Below are 16,289 nucleotides of genomic sequence, written 5' to 3'. Positions count from 1 at the left end.
CGTCTCTTGTCCTGTGTTTATCGGGCCCGCTGCGCCAATTCCGGCCTTCAATCGGCGTCCGAGCGCATCAACGACTCGATCTTGTCCGCCAGCGCGTCGCCGCCGCCGCAGCGGCATTTCTCCGCGGCCACTCGCATGCCATCTTCGAAAACGGCCATCAGCGCCTCGCGGATCGTCGCGCCGTCGTGACAGCCGCCGACCATCAGGCAGGCCGCATACGGGTGGTATTCGCCGGCGCTCACGGATATGCCGCATTCGGGACAGATGTATTGCGAGAGGCCGGCCGGAATGGAATTGGCTGCTCCGGTTTGCCGCAGGTCTTGCTCATGCATGATTCATCCTCCTTTTTGCTGGACTCGCGGCCGCCCTTCTGGCTTCATCGGCGCCCGCCCACAACACTGGCCAAGGTCCCTCACACCAGGACTTCGTGACTGACCAGATTCTCGATTTCGTCATGCGAATAACCCAGCATCCCGGCGAGCACCTCGCGGGTGTGCTGCCCGATCGACGGCGCCGCGGTCTTCATCTCGAGCGGCGTGCGCGAGAACACGATCGGCGCGCGGTTGTAGAGCGTGACGCCAACCTCCGGGTGCTCGAGATAGGCCCAGAAACCACGCCGGCGCAGATGCTCGTCCTCGATCGCCTCGCGCGCGTCGCGCACCTCGCCGGCCGGCACGCCCGCTGCGAGCAGCGCTTCCATCAGCCAGTCGCCGTACTGCGTCGCAGTCCAGGCCTCGATGCGCTCGTCGAGCTCGGCCGCGTAGCGGCGGCGCATTTCCGCACTCGCGAAGTGGTCGTCCTCGGCCCACGGCGGATTGCCCATCACGCGGCGCAGCGCGGCCCATTGCGTGTCGTCGAACACCGCGATCGCGATCCATTTGCGGTAGCCGAGCGTCGTATAGACACCGTGCGGCGCGGCCTCCGCGTCGCCGTATCCTTGCGGCCCGAGCACCTCGCCGTTGGCGGCGAACGCCATCGGCGCGCTCGGCGTCATCGAGATCGCCGACTCGAGCTGCGACAGGCTGACCGTCTGGCCGCGCCCGGTGACCTCGCGCTCGAGCAACGCCGCCATGATTCCGAACAGCGTGTGCGTCGGCACCATCACGTGGTCGGTGTAGTTCGTGCCGGTGCCGAACGGCGGCGCGCCGGGAAAGCCCGCGCGCGCCGTCAGGCCGCACAGCGCATTCAGATTCACCCCGTAGCCCATGTAGCGGCTGTGCGGCCCGTCGGTGCCCTGCATGCTCATCGTCACGTAGATCGCGCGCGGGTTGATCTTCTGCACCTCGTCCCAGCCGAGCTTCCACTTCTCCATCTGGCCGACGCGGAAGTTGTTGATGACGATGTCGCTCTTCGCGATCAGCCGCACCGCGACTTCGCGGGCACTCGGATGGTTCATGTCGAGTGCGATGTCGCGCTTGTTCGCGTTGCGCGCCGCGAAATAGCCGCTGCGGTCGAGACCGGTGCCGATGCCGTCCTTGAACGGCTCGCCCCGGCGCAGCGTGTCCGGGCGCTTGACGCTCTCGATCCTGATCACGTCCGCGCCGCACTGCGCCAGCACGCTCGTCGCGATCGGACCGGCGCCGACCCACGAGAAATCGCAGACGACGATGCCCTCCAGGGCACGCTCAACGCTGTTCGGCATACACCGCCCCCTCCCGCACCAGATTGTCGATTTCCGCCGCCGAATACCCGCACTCGGCGAGGACTTCCCGCGTGTGCTCGCCGAGCCGCGGCGCATTGCGCCCGAGCCGCCACTGCATTTCGCCGAATTCGTACGGCGCGCCCGGATAGGTGACGTCGGCGCCGAGCGTGTCGTTGAACTGCGTCTGCCAGAAGCCGCGATGCGCGAGTTGCGGATTCGCGAGCAAGTCGCGGCCGTCGCTGACCGGCGTCACCGCGACGTTGAAGCGCTGCCCGGTCTCGTACAGATAGGCTTTGCTGCGCGTGCCCGTGTAACGCTCGAAGACGCGGCAGAAGGTCGCGTAACCCTCCTCCGAAGTCCGGTACGCATAGTCGATCCACTTGTCGTCGTCGAGGACTTCCCACTCCTCGACGCGTTCGGCCTCCATCCAGCGCACGAACGGCGTCCACATCGGCTTGTTGCGGCCCATGATCGCGACCAGCGCGATGAACCCGTCGGCGCACGGGTGCAGCGTCGCGCTGCCCGCCTCGCGCCCACGGCCGCGCCGGATCTTGCCTTCCAGGTCCCAGAACTGCGCCGCGTTCTCGAGCGCCATCGCCTGCGCTTCGATGCATGCGACGTCGACGACTTGGCCGCGGCCGGTGCGCTGCGCGCTGAACAGCGCGATCGCGCTGCCGACGGCCGCATAGGCCTCGGCCATCCGGTACGCCTGGTTGTCGGGCGCGCGCACCGGCTTGTCGCCCTCGACACCCGCAAGGTAGAGAAAGCCGCTCAACGCCGAACAGGTGAGATCCGAGCCCGGGGATGCGGCCATCGGTCCGGTGCGCCCGAACGGTGTGATCGACGTCTGCACGAGCCGCGCGTTGTCGCCGCTCAGGACCTCGTAGGACAGGCCGAGCCCGTCCAGATAACCGGGGCGGCAGCTCTCGATCAGCAGATCGGCGCCGTCGCACAGCCTTTGGAACGCGGTGCGTCCCGCCTCGTGCTCGAGATCGACCGCGATGCCGCGCTTGCCCGCGTTGTAGTAGAGGTACTGCAGGCTCGCCTGGCTGTCGCGCCGGTCGCCGAACCACGGGCCGACGCGGCGCAGCGGATCGCCTGCGGGCGACTCCACGTGGATCACGTCGGCACCGAGCCCGGCGAACATCTTGGCCGCGTACGGCCCGAGTTCGCCGGTCATGTCCAGCACCCTGAATCGGGAGAAATCCTGTCCCATGTCACCTTCCCCTTGCCGACCGACCGCCGAGTCCGAGTATTACCGCATCAGCCCGCGAACAGGCTCCGCCCACCGCACACGTACAGCACTTGGCCGGTGACGAAACCGGCATCGTCGTCGGCGAGGAAGAGCAGCGTGTTGGCGATGTCGTCGGGCTCGCCGAGCTTGCCCGTCGGCTGGCGCGACAGCAGGAACTGCTGATCCTTCTCGGGCAGCTCGTCCCACATCGGCGTGTGGATCAGGCCCGGCGCGACACAATTGACGGTGATCCCGGCGCGGCCGAGCTCGATCGCGAGCGCCCGCGTCATGCCGACGACACCGGCCTTCGCGGACGAGTACGGCGTCTGGCCGGCACCGCCGAGCCACGCGCGGGAGGCGATGTTGACGACGCGCCCGTGCTTGTTCTCGACCATGTGCCCATGCACCGCCTGCGTGCAGAGGAACGTGCCTTTGAGGTTGACGTCGACGGTGAGGTCCCAGTCGGCCTCGCTCAACTTGCGCAGCGCCCCTGCCCGCTCCATGCCGGCGTTATTGACGAGGATGTCGATGCGCCCGAACGCGTCGACGGTCTGCTGCACCATGCCGTCGACCGCCGCCTTGTTGCTGATGTCGGCGACCGCGCCGAGCACGCGGTGCCCCAGTGCGCTGAACTCCTCGACCGTCGCGCGCACCTTCTCCGCATCGATGTCGTTGATGACGACCGCCGCCCCGCGCTCGGCGAAACGCAGCGCCGTCTGCCTGCCCATGCCGCTCGCCGACCCCGTGATCAGCGCGACCCTGTTGCGAATTCCCATTGCCGCCTCCGTGATCAAATCGACATCGAAAAGTACGCGCTCTTGCCGCCGCAGACGAAAAGCGTCTGCCCGGTCACGTACTTCGAGCTGTCAGCCGCGAGAAAGCCGACTGCGTTGGCAACGTCGGCGGGGGTGCCCAGCCGCTTCACCGGAATGCCGGCGGCAAGCTTTTCCCGCTCGGCCGCAGGTGTCGCGTCGTTGTCGAGGTCGCCCATGACGACCGTGCTCACCGTAACGCCGTCGCGCGCTGATTCCAGCGCCAGCGCCCGCGTGAGCCCGAACAGGCCTGCACGCGCTGCGGCGACGTTGGCGCTCGCCGCGAGGCCGAGATAACGAATGTCGCTGATATTGACCACCCGTCCGAAGCCGCGCTCGCGCATCCCCGGAACGACTTCGCGCAGGTAGTGGAACGGGCCCGCGAGGCCCGCCCCGAGAGCGGCGCCGACGTCGGCGTCCGAAATGTCCTGCAACGGCTTGGCAGTCAGCACGCTTTCGTTTTGCACCAGGATGTCGATCCGACCGTAGCGCGCCATCACCCGCGCCACCGTGTCCCGGATTTCTCCCGGCTCGACCGCGTCCGTTACCACTGCGATCACCGCTACCCTCTTCTCGGCGAGTCGTGACGCGAGCCTGTCGAGCCTGCCTGCGTCGGCGCCGACGAGCGCGAGTTGCGTGCCGGGGCGGGCGAGCCGCAACGCGACCGCCTCGCCGACCGGATCGTCGGCATTGACGATCAACGCCACCCTATCTTTCATATTCGATTCCATCGCCCCATCCCCCCCTGTTACCAGTCGCTCACCAGCATGTGCATCGTGCATGCCGCGTGTTCCGTGCCCGACAACCCGCCGCCCGTCACGTGCGTCATCGCCACGCGCGGCACCGGATCGACCTGGTAGCCGGGGCACTGATTGCGCATCTGCTTGACGCTCGCGGCGATTTGCGCCGCGCCCGACGCGCCGATCGGGTGTCCGTACGACAGCATGCCGCCGCGCGGGCTGACGACGCATTTGCCGCCGTGCGTCGCGTTGCCGTCGCGCAGGAACTTCAGCCCTTCGCCTTTCGGGCACAGGCCGAGGCACTCGTAATACAGCAGCTCGGCGATCGTGAAGGCGTCATGCAGCTCGACGATATTCACGTCCTCGGGGCCGATGCCCGACTCTTCGTAGAGCTGCGCCGCCGTTTCCTCGGTGATGTCGTCGCCGGTGATGTCGCGCGGCCGGTTGTGGTACGGCCCGGAGCGCACGACCGAACCGGCGACGAGGATCGGCTTGTCGATGCCGAGCTTCTTCACCATCCGTTCTGAGCACACGACGACCGCACCGGCCCCGTCGGCGATGCCGCAACACTGCTGCAGCGTCAGCGGCGAGGCGACGACGCGCGACCTGACGACCTCCTCGACCGAAATCTCGCCCTTGAACCACGCATACGGGTTGTTGGTCGCGTGCCGGCGGTTCTTCACCGTGATCATCGCCAGGTCCTCGGCCGTGGCGCCGGTCTCGTACATGTAGCGCTGCGCGCGCATCGCGTACTTGCCGGTCATCACCGCGCCATGCACCGTCTCGATGTCCGACATCGCCGTCGCGAACGCCGTGCCCTGCGCCATGTGCAGCGTGTGGTTCTCGCAGCCGATGCCGATCGCGACGTCGGCGAGCCCCAGTGCAACATCGCGCACGGCCATATGGACTGCCATGCCGCCTGCCGAGCAGGCGCTCTCGACGTTGATGATCGGCAGATGGCCGCACATGCCGAGATCCTTGAGCACGGTCTGCCCGGTGACCATGCCGTTGGTGCCGTTGCCGACGTAGGCGCTCTGCACCATCGTCGGGCGGTCGATGTTCGAAGCCCTCAACGCCTCGAGGGCTGCGGCCCGGCCGAGCACGTCGAAATCGACTTCATGCCGGCCGAATTTCGTCTCGCCGACGCCGGCGATATAGACCTTGCGCTGCAGTTTCATTTGTCGTCACTCACCGAGAATTGAGCTTGCGGAACTTGTAGCTGACCAGCGGCACGCCATCGCGGTTGTCGCGCACGGGACCGACCGTCAGCTCGACGTCGTCGTCGCAGCGGAAGCTGCCCGGCTCGCCTTCCAGCTGCGCGAAGATCCGCAGGTTTTCCGGGAGGTCGATATAGCCGAACGAATACGGCGTTTTCATTCCCGCCTGGCCGATGAAGTTGTCGCTGAAGCTGTACAGCTTCCCCTGCCGACTCAGCGGCACGACGTCGAACTCCTCTCCCCAGCAGCTCGGGCACGGGCTCAGTTTCGGGAAATCGAGCTGTCCGCATTTCCTGCAGCGATAGCCCTTGAGATAGGGCGCGCTGCCGTCGGCGGGCGCTTCGAGCAAATCGGGGTGGAAGAATGTGATATCCGGCTTCTTTTCCGGCTTCTTGTTCGGTTTTTGATCTGACATGACGCCTCCGTAGCAATTCTTTCGTGTTCAACCTGTGGTGATTAAAGCGCTGCGGCCGGAGATCAACAATTGGTGCGAACACCTAAACGCTAGGGGGCAACCCCCGACGGGCAAGGCCGCGGAGCCACGCGTTGCCGGCCGTCGCAAGAAAAAAAAAGCGCGCCGAATGGCGCGCGAAATTTCTGGGGAGGATATCCACAAGAAAGGGGGTCGATTCAGTTTCCACCGCGCATGTTCTGCACGTTGAAGAGGTTGACCGGGACCATCTGCGGGTCGGCCTGCCCCTTGAACTGTCCGGTGGTGCAGTGCTTGGCCTGGAGATCGATCATGCTGAAGTTGTCAAACAAGACCACTCCGGAATCCTTGTTCTTTGCGAGATGAAAATCAGGGTGTGATACACCGACCATGAAGATCTTCCAAAGATCGCCCTTGCGGTCATACACGATCGTTCGCGACATTGCTGATGTTTGCGCGTCCATGTAATGAACCCGTCTGCTTACCGGATGATTGGGGTCCAACGGAGACGACTCCAGGATGTACACCTTGCGCAACTGCCACGTAATGTTCGGGAAGCAACCGCCTTGGCCGCCGAAAGAGACATATTTATATCCGTCTGCCTCCTTGTATTCATCCGACAGCTTCATGTCGTTGTGGTTATAAAACGGCATCAACATGTTGGCGGTTCCCTTGTATTTCCAGTTCATGTCAGAAATCCGGCCGTTGTAGCCCTCGAAGTCCTCGATCATGATGTCGGAGCCAAGAAAAGCGTCCGTAGTCTGCCCGGTCGACAGGCGGCGCACGCGGCGCTGGAAGCCGAGATAGAGGTAGGCGTCGTCCTGCTTCAGGTCGTCCTCGTAGCGCTGGAGCAGCAGCTGCGTGTTCTTGACGTCTTGTGGCTCTTGCACCTTTACGTAGGTAGCCCGAAATATCTTCGATGGATTCGGCGTAATTTCTGGCGTGGGAGCCTGGTTCACACGATGCGAATACTTAAGAAAATAGAAATTGAACAGAATGTTGCGCTCGACCTTGCCGCTGTCCATATTGCGGTACTGCCAGTAAAACGGTGAAATTGCCAAACCGTCGCCCCAGTTCATGCCATAACGGTAATTCCACGCGAGCTTTTCGCCTGCCCGCGGATCTGCCGCGTCAGGTTCTTCCACAAAAGGCCGCCCCGAAACATATCCGACGAGTTCACCGGGCTTGGCGCCGAGTTTGACGTTGGCGACGTTCTCCTTCGTCGCGTCGACGTAGCTTTTATGGAGGTCGAACGATGTCGTCGGTCCGACGGTAATTTCCACTGCCCCTTCCTGAAGGTGCCGCAGCAGGCTCGGGTCGAGCACCGCCTCGAACGACGACACATTGCCCTTGTTGATGACGGTCCCAGGCGTCACGCCCGGGGCCGACGGCACGCCGCCCTTGTACGGGTAGAGGGATTTCTCCACGTCGGCCTCGGTGGCCGCGTGCAGCGCGCCGGCCGCGCAGGCCAATGCGAACGGAATGGCGCCCAGCTTCGAAAGATGCTTGATCATTTTCACTGTCTCCTCTCGATGATTATCAGAACCGATAGCGGACCATCAGGTAGATGTCGTCCTCCGCCACTGCGGCGCCGATCGGTCCGGCGCGGAAGCGACCGAGCGGCTCGAAGCCCGACAGACCCGCCGATCCAGGCACGAACGGCTGTCCGGAGGCGGTGTAGGTGGTGAACGGCGGATAGGGGTTGCACGAACGGCAGTCATCGAACTTGAAGTGGTCATTGCCGCTGCCGTACTTGAAGTTGGCCCCGAAGGTGAGCTTGAAGTCGTCGGTCACGCTCCATTCGATCTGCGGCGCCACGGTATAGGCCTTCGCGCGGAACTCCCGTGCCATGATCACCTGCGGGCTCACGCGGTCGTTCGCCAGAAAGCCCTTGATCAGCAGCGTGCCGGTCAGGTTGTCCTTCCAGTCGACCATGCCGGTCTTGCCGAGCGGACCGTCGTGCTGCTCGTGATCGAAAATGTGCTGCCAGAACAACTGCGCCGAAACCAACGTCGCCCGCGTCTTGCTGATGAAGGGGATGAAAGTCGGACGGTCCACGCCGATCACCGTCCGCAGCACTTTGTTCTTCGAGTACAACCTGGGCCGGGCCGTGTTGGCGAACTCCTCGCCGCGGGTCAGCGCGGTTTCCATGCGGACCGCGACGTCGGCGTCCGGGATCTGGAAATCGAGCGATCCGCCGATGAGGTTGACGCGCGGGTAATGGACGTCGAAGGCGATCAGGTGGCTGACCGGGACACCCGCCGCCGGTGGCGTCGTATTGCCGCTCGCGCCAGTGAAGGGGTTCACCGTGCCAGTGCCGAAGGCATGCAGGCTCGGCAGTTGCGAGCGGTAGGTCAGCGCATTGATCGAGAACGCGAGGCCGTCCTTAGTCACCCCCTCGTACTTCACCCCAAGCTGCGTGTTCGCGAGCGACCATTCGGGCAGATGGACCTTGCGGATGCCGATCTGGTGCGGTCCGAAGTCAGTCGCCGCCCACGCGCCCGCGGTTCCCGGCGGCACGGAGGCGAAATTGGCGACGGTGCCGCCGTTGTCCCACAGATTGGCCATGCCACGGAAGTAGCAGCTGGCATCGAGCATGACATTCGGAGAACCGCACTGACCGAGGTTGCTTGGCCGAAACTTGTCGAAATTCCACACCACTTGCACGTTCCGGTCCTGCATGGCCTCGCTCGCCCCCATGCGATACTCGGCCTGCGCGATCCACATCGGGATCCGGATATCCTGCAGTTCGTCGTAGATGTTGTTGCGCGAGTAATCGACGGGGTTGACGACGTCTAGGACGCGGAAAAGATCCGTGCGCCCCCAGACCACCTGCTGGCGACCGAGCTTGACGAAGAGTTCGGTGCCGTCCGCAAGCGGGATCGTCTTCTTCGCGTAGAGCTCGCGCAGGAAATCGAGCCGGTCGTTGAACTCCGGCGTTTCGAGCTCGTGCACGTCGAGGTCGCCGTAGCCGCCGAAATTCCGGCATCCTCGCGAATCGCTGTCGCATGGCCGGACCGGGACACCGAAAGCGATACCGCCCTCGGTCCGGTGCCAGCGGTCGCCGAGCACGCGCATCGCGTCGTTCGGATTGGCGGCGAGATCGAAGCCGAAAGCGTTTGTCGGCGGCAGCCCGATCGCGGTGCCGATCGGGTTGTTGATGCCCCCGCCGTGCGGAACCTGGGGCAGATTGAGCGGCGTGCCGGCAGTGGTCGGCACCGGCGGCAACAGCGGCGCAGCCGTGTTTTCGAGCAGGATCGGGCCGCCGGCGCGGCGGCCGTACTCGTCCTTGTTCATCCGGTACACGCCATCCCAGCTGCCCCGCAGAATGCCGCGGACGGCCCAGCCATCGCCGATCTGCTTGTCGGCTTCGACCTGCAGCGTATTGCGGAACTTGGCGAGCCCCGCGTGCCGGCGCCGGGCGGTGTGGTTCTCGTAATAGACATCCGCAGCCCAGGGCGAAGCGCCGCCCGCCAGGTCCGGAAGGTTCTCGTCGGCCGCCAGCAACGGTCCTCCTACCGTCAGTGACAGCGCCGCGACGAGAATTCTGATTTTTGGACGCGAAAACTCCCCTGCCGTGTGCATACAGCATTTCCTCCTTTGGTGGACCCTGTGGGTTCTTGTTCGAGTCTTGCGCCCGCCCGGGGCGCCGTTACGCCCCTTGGGCGAGCGCGACGCTGGGCCCTTGCGGCTCCGGCTCGCGAATCTGGAGCACCTCGTCCTCGTCGAGATACACCGCGGTGATGAAGCGCGGCTTGAAGATCATGACCCACGCCGGCACCAGCAGCATCGCCGCCACGACGTTCAGGATCAGCATCAGGCTGAGCAGCAGCGCGGCATCCGACTGGAAGCGCAGGTCCGACAGCAGGATCCACATCACGACGCCGGCAATCAGCGTCATGGCGGTGAAGGAGACCGCGAATCCGGTTGTCGCGATCGCCTTCAGGACTGCCCGGCGGAGGTCCTGCAACACCGCCATCTCTTCACGGATGCGATTCATGATGTAGATCGCATAATCGATGCCGACCCCGATGCCGACGGCGATCACCGGCACGGTATTGACGTTCATGCCGATGTGTTGGACGCTCATGTACGCGTAAGTCATCACGGTGGCGAAGATCATCGGCAGCACCATCAGCCACCCCGCGTGCAGTGAGCCGTAGAAGGCCCACACGAAGGCGAACGACAGCGCGAGCACCAGGGGGACGATCAGGAAGTTATCGTGGCGGACCGCATCGTTGATCGCCGCGTTGACTCCGATCATGCCGCCGGCCAACTCGATGCTCAGACCGGGCGCCTTGCTCGACGGCGCGTCGATCCCCTCCTTCGCCAGCGCGATCGCGCGATCGATGGTTTGCGCCTGATGGTCCTTGTAGAAGAAGACGACGTTGGCGAGATTCTCGTCGGTGTTGGTGTATTCGTTCAGCGCCCCCGGGATCGGACTCGCCGCCATGAACGTAAACATCAGGCCGCCGATCTCGTTCGGGTCGGAGGGGATCTGATTCCAGCGCGGGTCGGTGTTGTGGATGAGGCCGTTGACCGACCGGATCAGTCCCGGCAATGCCTTCGTACCGCCGACGTTGGGATCGTTCAGCATCGTCTTCTGGAACGACTCGATCGCGCGCAGCACTTCGGGATTCTTGAGCCCGCCTTTGTCTGCCGTCCTCGCCACGATGTAGAGCTCTTCCGAGCCGGGAAAGCTGTGGTTGATCGCGCGCGACGACACGTTGTAGTCGTGCTGCGGATAGAGCAACGGGCTTCCCGGCTCGGCTTCGCCGATCTGCACGCCCAGACTCAGCCAGGCGCCCGTGGTGACGAGGACGGCCGCCCCGGCCAGCACCGCGATCGATCCGCTGCGGTGGCCGACCACGCCGAAAACCCTAACGACCAGCTTGCGCAGTATGCTCGGGCGCTCCGCCCTCACCCGCGGCTGCGGCAGGACGAGCAGCAGCAGCGGCACGACGAGGAGCACGGTGAACACCACGGTAAACGCCCAGAACCCCGCGTAATAGCCCATCTTCGTGTTGATCGGCGCCGCCCCCAGCGCCAGCACGAGAATGCCTGCGGCATCGACGACGATCGCTAGCGAGCCGGGCCGGAACAGATCGTCGAACGCGTTGCGGGCGGCCTGCCGCGAACTGTTCGTCCGGCCGAGTTCGAAGTAATACCGCTCGACCAGTTGGATGCTGTGCGACATCGCACGGGCCGCGATGAGGAAAGGAATCACCAGGTTCAGCGGATCGAGGTTCCACCCCATCAGCGAGATGAAGCCGAGCCCCCAGATCGATGACACCACGATTCCGAGCAAGGGCAGCAGCACGCCATACAGACGGCGGAAATACATCACCAGCAGCGCCACCATCAGCGCGAGCGTGTAGAGGAAGATCTGTACGATCTGCGGCAGGTAGGTGTACACCCAGCCGATCAGCACCGGGTTGCCGGTCGCATGGATTCGGACCCCCTCCGCGGCCTCGCGCGCGCGCACCGCCTGCAGTTCGGCGAAGGTCTTGCCGTAATCGATGTCGTCCGCCTCGTTGAGTTGGGCCTTGATCAAGGCCGACTTGAGATCGGGCGACACGAGCAGGCCATAGACGCGCGGGTTGGCCATGACGTCGTTCTTGAGCGCCTCGAGCTCTTCGATGCCGAGTTTCGGCTGCGTCGGATCGTAGTACAGCCGCGAGATCATCTCGCCGCTCTCGGTCAGCCAGATCTTGCGCACCGTTCGATGAGCGAGACTGGAGACCTGGTTGTGATTCACGCTCGACAGATTGTCGACCGCCTGCGTCAGGCGATGCAGGCGCGACAGCGTTTCATTGGTGAAGATGGTTCCATCTTCGACCTCGAGAGCGACGACGATCTGACTGGCGCCGCCGAAACTGCCGCGAATCTCGTTGTGCAACTGGATGTAGGGATGGTTTTGCGGCAGCAGATCTTCGAACGCCGTGTAGATCTGCAGCCCGGGAACCTTCAATGCGAAGAACACCGTCACCAGAAGGATCGCCGCCAGGATCGCGCGCGGAAATCTGAAGACGATGTTCTCCAGCTGATGGACGGCGTGGGTAAAACGATGACGCATGACGTGACCTCGCTCAATTGTTCGCCGTGACGTTCTTGCCGCTGGCGGAGCTCGTGATTTCCACGCTGCCCGCCCCGCCCGCGAGAAGAAGTCGCCCGTCGCCGAGCGGCAGAACGGCGCGCAGGTAACTCGCCTTGTGGGCATCGGCGAGCTTCCACTCGTCGTCGCTCAGCCGGAATACGAGCCCGTTCACCCCGACGCCGACCGGGTTGCCACTGTCGAGGACCAATCCGTAAATCGGCGCACCCGCATCGTTGATCCGCTTGCTCCAGCTCTTTCCGCCATCGGTGGTCTGCATGACCACCCCGGCGAGACCCGAAACCCAGCCGCGATCGCTGTCGGCGAAGACGGCCGCGTAGGGATAGAAGTCGTCGCCGATCGCCGCCAATTTCTCCCACGTCATCCCGGCGTCGCCGGTCCGATAGACGGCGCCGAATTCTCCGGTGACGAATCCTTCGCGCTCGTCGATGAACTGGACGCTGGCAAGCATGGCGTCGTCGCCGACGACTGTCGTGTTCCAGGTTGCACCACGGTCGGTGCTCGATGCGATGGTGCTCCCGCTACCCACCACCCACAGACGGCCCTTGCCGTCGCAGGTGATTGCGAGCGGATTGGCCGGCTCCTCGATTGTGCGGGCTTGCCAGTTGTCACCAGCAGCATCCGCGATCCACACCCGATGAAAGAAATCGAGCGCGGCAAAGCTGCCGTCAGCACAAGCCGCGACACCGACGAACGAGCTGAAGGGATCGAGCTGGTGCCGCGACCAGCTGTTGCCGCGATCGACCGACGTCAGCACAACTCCCGTCGCCCCGACAACCACTGTCGTCTTCCCGTTGTCCGCAGCCGCCTGAAACGCATCGGATCGCTTGATGATGCCCGACGTGGCACCGGGGATGTTCGACGGACTTGCCGATACACCGCATCCTACGAGCGTCGCGCAAAGCGATACGCCAAGAACCGCGACGTACCATGGCTTCGCCTGGATATTCATGAGTTTGTCTCCTCCGTTTGGGTGTGGTCGGTGCGCGTCGCGCAGTCCCGGCCCTTGCACGTGAAACCGCCCCGCACGATGGTCAGAATGTAGGCTTCGCCCGCGCGGCCAACAATTGGTGCGGACACCTAACGAATAGGGAGTTCTTCCTAGCCGCGTGGCGAACCGCAGCCATACCTGCTGACGGATGTGATATCCGAGGTGATATCCGACGCCCGCCTGACGGGGGTCGAAGGCGCGATGCAAGGCTGCAATGCCCGATAGCCCAAGCTTTCGAAGTCACCCGCCGCCCTCAGGCCCTTGAAACGCTCGAACGCTCGCTCCTAGTCCGAACCCGGCGGAATGCTCGGCGGGTTCGCTGACAGACGCCGGCACCTCAACGGATAGGGCCGACTTTACGAGTAGCCCCAGGCCGAAGACGTTCTCGGAGACTGAACGGCGACGTTCTGCAATGCATGTTGCATCGAACTACCACTGCGGTGACAGGAACGAGGCACAGGTAACGAACCGGTGTCGCGCTCCTCACTGTCGAGCAGGGTCGCGTGTTCAACTTCTCCTTGCCGCCCCACCGTGACGCCATGTAAGCGTGACGTACGTCTGATTGCCGAAGTGATAGTCGGTTGATGCCTCGATCACCGCGAGGGCCGGCACGCCCATTTGCAGTCGACGCAGTGGCTGTTCGTGAGCATCGACAGCTGAATCAGCTCGCCCGACGAGCGGACACCCAGCTTGCTCATCAGCCGCCCCCGGTGCGCCTCCACTGTCTTCGGGCTGATCCCCAGGATCCGCGCAATTTCCTTGCTGCTGTTTCCCTCGACGACGAGATCGAAGGTTTCCTTTTCCCTCAGCGAGAGGCTCTCGAGACAGTCGCGGTACTTGTGCCGCTCGCTTTGCTTGCCCAGTGTCTCCTTGCTCTCGGTCAGGGCCGCATTGACGGCATCAAGCAGATCCTGGTTGCGGTAGGGTTTCTGCAGAAAGTCGATAGCGCCTTTCTTGATTGCCTGCGCTCCCATCTGCGCATCCCCGTAGGCGGAGAGAAAGATGATCGGCAGGTTGAAGCCACGCTCGCACAGCGCCTCCTGGAGTTGCAGGCCGCTGAGCGACTGCATCCGCACGTCAAGAATCAGGCAGCCGTAGGCACACGAAATATCGGCGTCGAGAAACGCCTCCGGCGACTCGTACATTTTCACGTCAAGGGCGATCGAACCGAGCAACCACTTCAACGAATGGCGCACCGATTCTTCGTCATCGACGACAAACACCGTCGGCAATACTTTTTCGACCTGCATTGTCTCCTCCTTTGTGCATGGCCTGCGCCGCCCGAGACTCTTCGGTCTTCGTGCCGGCGCGGATCTCCCCTACATCGGCAAGGTGAATTGAAAGCGCGACCCGCCCTTGCCGATCCTCGAAAACGAAAGCTGTCCGCCGTGCGACTCGACGATCGAGCGGCAGATCGTCAGGCCGATGCCCATCCCGTCGGGCTTGGTGGAAAAGTAGGGCTCGAACACGCGCTTCGCGGACCGCTTCTCGAGCCCCGTGCCGTGGTCCTGGACGAACACCTTCATCGCCCCGCCCGCGTCGACGATCTCGCTGCCGATCACGAGCTTGCGCGCCTCGGGCGGCAGGCTCGTCATCGCCTCCATGCCGTTTTTCATCAGGTTGAACAACACCTGCTGGATCTCGACCTTGCACAGCGGCACCAGCGGGGGTTCTTGCAGTAGGCGCAAGTCGACACTGACGTCGTGACGGCGGACCTCGAAATTGAGGAACGAGAGCGCATCCTGGATCACCTCGTTGATGTTCTCGGGTTCCTTGTCCGGCTTGTGCTTGCAGACGAACTCCTTGACGTGGCGCAGGATCTCGCCCGCCTGCTCGAGATACTTCAGCGCAAGCCCCATCGACTCGGATATTTCCCCGACGCCGTCGACGCGCTCGAGACGCAGCATGCAGCCGTTCAGGTAATTGACCGCGGACACCAGCGGCTGCCCCATCTGGTGCGCAAGGGCGGCCCCCATTTCGGCCATCGAGTTGATGCGCCCGAGCCGCGTGAGCTCCGCGTGGCGCAGCCGTTCGAGCTCTTCGATGCGCTTGCGGTAGGTAATGTCGGTGAAGGCGGCGACGACGAACTGCTGGTCCTTGCGCTCGATCAGCGACGAGCTGACGCTCAGCCAGCGCAGCTTGCGTCCCTTCTCGTCGCGCATCCCGATTTCGATGTTGTTGATCGAATCCTTCTGGAAGTCGCGGATCTGCCAAGGCAGGCGATGCCTCGGGATCTCCGTGCCGTCGTGCAGGAAGAAGCGCAGCGGCAGTTTCCGCCAGTTCTCGGGCGCGGCACGCCGCACGCCGACCATCTCGGCAAATTGGCAATTGGCCTCGAGGATGGTGCCGTGCGTATCCGTGATCGAAATGCCGATCGGCAGCATGTGGAAGAGCTTCTGGTATTTCTCGCGATTCTCGTTCGCGGCTTCCTCGGCGCGCTGGCGCGTCGCGACTTCCTCCTCCAGGCTCGCGACGTGCCGGCTGAGCTCCACGGTCCGCTGCTGCACGACGATTTCGAGCTTCTCGACGTCGGCCTTCAATTCGTCCTCGATCCGCTTGTGCTCGGAGATGTCCTGCACCACCCAGATGCTGCCGAGCTTCGGGTTGGCCGGGTCGAGCAAGGTGCCGGTGACGATGCACCAGATCAGCGTGCCGTCCTTGCGCACGAACGGCCGTTCGTCCTTGAACGTGTGACCGCGTTCGAAGAAGTGGCCGTATTTCCGGCCGAACGGCGAAAACAATTCGTCGCTCGGGTAATGCACGCGAACCGACTGGTTGTCGAGTTCGCCGGGTTCGTACCCGAACACTTCCTCGTATCGCCGGTTACAGCGTTTGATCGTGCGGTTGAACAGGTGGCAGATCGCCACGGGCGTGTTGCGAAAGAGCGCTTCATAGCCGACCGAGGCATCCTCACCCTGCTCGTCGTTCAATGCCATGTCGAACATGTCATCCCTCATGCGCACAGCGTCCTCGCTGAGGTAGCGCACGGCCTCCGATCGCTGCAATGTCGCTGGGAATGTCATGGATATGTCCCATTCGTGGTTTGGTGCCGCGGCACTCGCCACCACGCGGTCACGATGGATCCGAGCAGAATATGTGCCAGAGGTA

The 16,289-nt window shown here is 63.8% G+C and carries 13 protein-coding genes; all 13 read right to left on the bottom strand.

Annotated features, from left to right (window positions below):
- Positions 1-47: 47 nt before the first annotated feature.
- Complete coding sequence (locus tag GO608_RS10340) at positions 48-332, bottom strand: hypothetical protein (protein ID WP_169199207.1); 285 nt, start codon at positions 330-332, stop codon at positions 48-50.
- Positions 333-412: 80 nt separating this feature from the next.
- Positions 413-1,642: a CaiB/BaiF CoA transferase family protein gene (locus GO608_RS10335; RefSeq protein ID WP_169199206.1), complete on the bottom strand. Its 1,230-nt coding sequence runs from the start codon at positions 1,640-1,642 to the stop codon at positions 413-415.
- Entirely contained in the window at positions 1,626-2,858 is a 1,233-nt protein-coding gene (locus tag GO608_RS10330; protein ID WP_169199205.1) for a CaiB/BaiF CoA transferase family protein, read from the bottom strand. Before GO608_RS10330 ends, GO608_RS10335 begins: the two co-directional genes overlap by 17 nt.
- Before the next feature lie 47 nt (positions 2,859-2,905).
- Positions 2,906-3,652, bottom strand: coding sequence for an SDR family NAD(P)-dependent oxidoreductase (locus tag GO608_RS10325; RefSeq protein WP_169199204.1), 747 nt, complete (start codon positions 3,650-3,652; stop codon positions 2,906-2,908).
- A gap of 14 nt (positions 3,653-3,666) precedes the next feature.
- Positions 3,667-4,407, bottom strand: coding sequence for an SDR family NAD(P)-dependent oxidoreductase (locus GO608_RS10320; protein ID WP_247003004.1), 741 nt, complete (start codon positions 4,405-4,407; stop codon positions 3,667-3,669).
- 29 nt (positions 4,408-4,436) lie between these two features.
- Entirely contained in the window at positions 4,437-5,606 is a 1,170-nt protein-coding gene (gene bbsB, locus GO608_RS10315) for a benzoylsuccinyl-CoA thiolase subunit BbsB (RefSeq protein WP_169199202.1), read from the bottom strand.
- A gap of 10 nt (positions 5,607-5,616) precedes the next feature.
- Complete coding sequence (gene bbsA, locus GO608_RS10310; RefSeq protein ID WP_169199201.1) at positions 5,617-6,060, bottom strand: benzoylsuccinyl-CoA thiolase subunit BbsA; 444 nt, start codon at positions 6,058-6,060, stop codon at positions 5,617-5,619.
- A 215-nt stretch (positions 6,061-6,275) separates the two neighbouring features.
- Positions 6,276-7,589 carry a DUF1329 domain-containing protein gene (locus GO608_RS10305; protein ID WP_169199200.1) on the bottom strand — a complete coding sequence of 438 codons (1,314 nt, stop codon included), beginning with the start codon at positions 7,587-7,589 and terminating at the stop codon, positions 6,276-6,278.
- Between the two features lie 25 nt (positions 7,590-7,614).
- Entirely contained in the window at positions 7,615-9,660 is a 2,046-nt protein-coding gene (locus GO608_RS10300; RefSeq protein WP_169199199.1) for a DUF1302 family protein, read from the bottom strand.
- A gap of 67 nt (positions 9,661-9,727) precedes the next feature.
- Entirely contained in the window at positions 9,728-12,151 is a 2,424-nt protein-coding gene (locus GO608_RS10295; protein ID WP_169199198.1) for an efflux RND transporter permease subunit, read from the bottom strand.
- 13 nt (positions 12,152-12,164) lie between these two features.
- Complete coding sequence (locus GO608_RS10290) at positions 12,165-13,142, bottom strand: WD40/YVTN/BNR-like repeat-containing protein (RefSeq protein WP_169199197.1); 978 nt, start codon at positions 13,140-13,142, stop codon at positions 12,165-12,167.
- 632 nt (positions 13,143-13,774) lie between these two features.
- The gene (locus GO608_RS19505) at positions 13,775-14,431 is read right to left on the bottom strand and encodes a response regulator transcription factor (protein ID WP_169199196.1); all 657 of its coding nucleotides are present in this window, start codon (positions 14,429-14,431) and stop codon (positions 13,775-13,777) included.
- Between the two features lie 69 nt (positions 14,432-14,500).
- The gene (locus tag GO608_RS10275; RefSeq protein ID WP_169199195.1) at positions 14,501-16,138 is read right to left on the bottom strand and encodes a PAS domain-containing sensor histidine kinase; all 1,638 of its coding nucleotides are present in this window, start codon (positions 16,136-16,138) and stop codon (positions 14,501-14,503) included.
- Positions 16,139-16,289 lie beyond the last annotated feature (151 nt).

This window comes from Aromatoleum buckelii, assembly GCF_012910785.2.
GTDB classification, from domain to species: domain Bacteria; phylum Pseudomonadota; class Gammaproteobacteria; order Burkholderiales; family Rhodocyclaceae; genus Aromatoleum; species Aromatoleum buckelii.
Note: the sequence above shows the minus strand (reverse complement) of the source record. Positions and strands in the feature narration are given on the sequence as shown.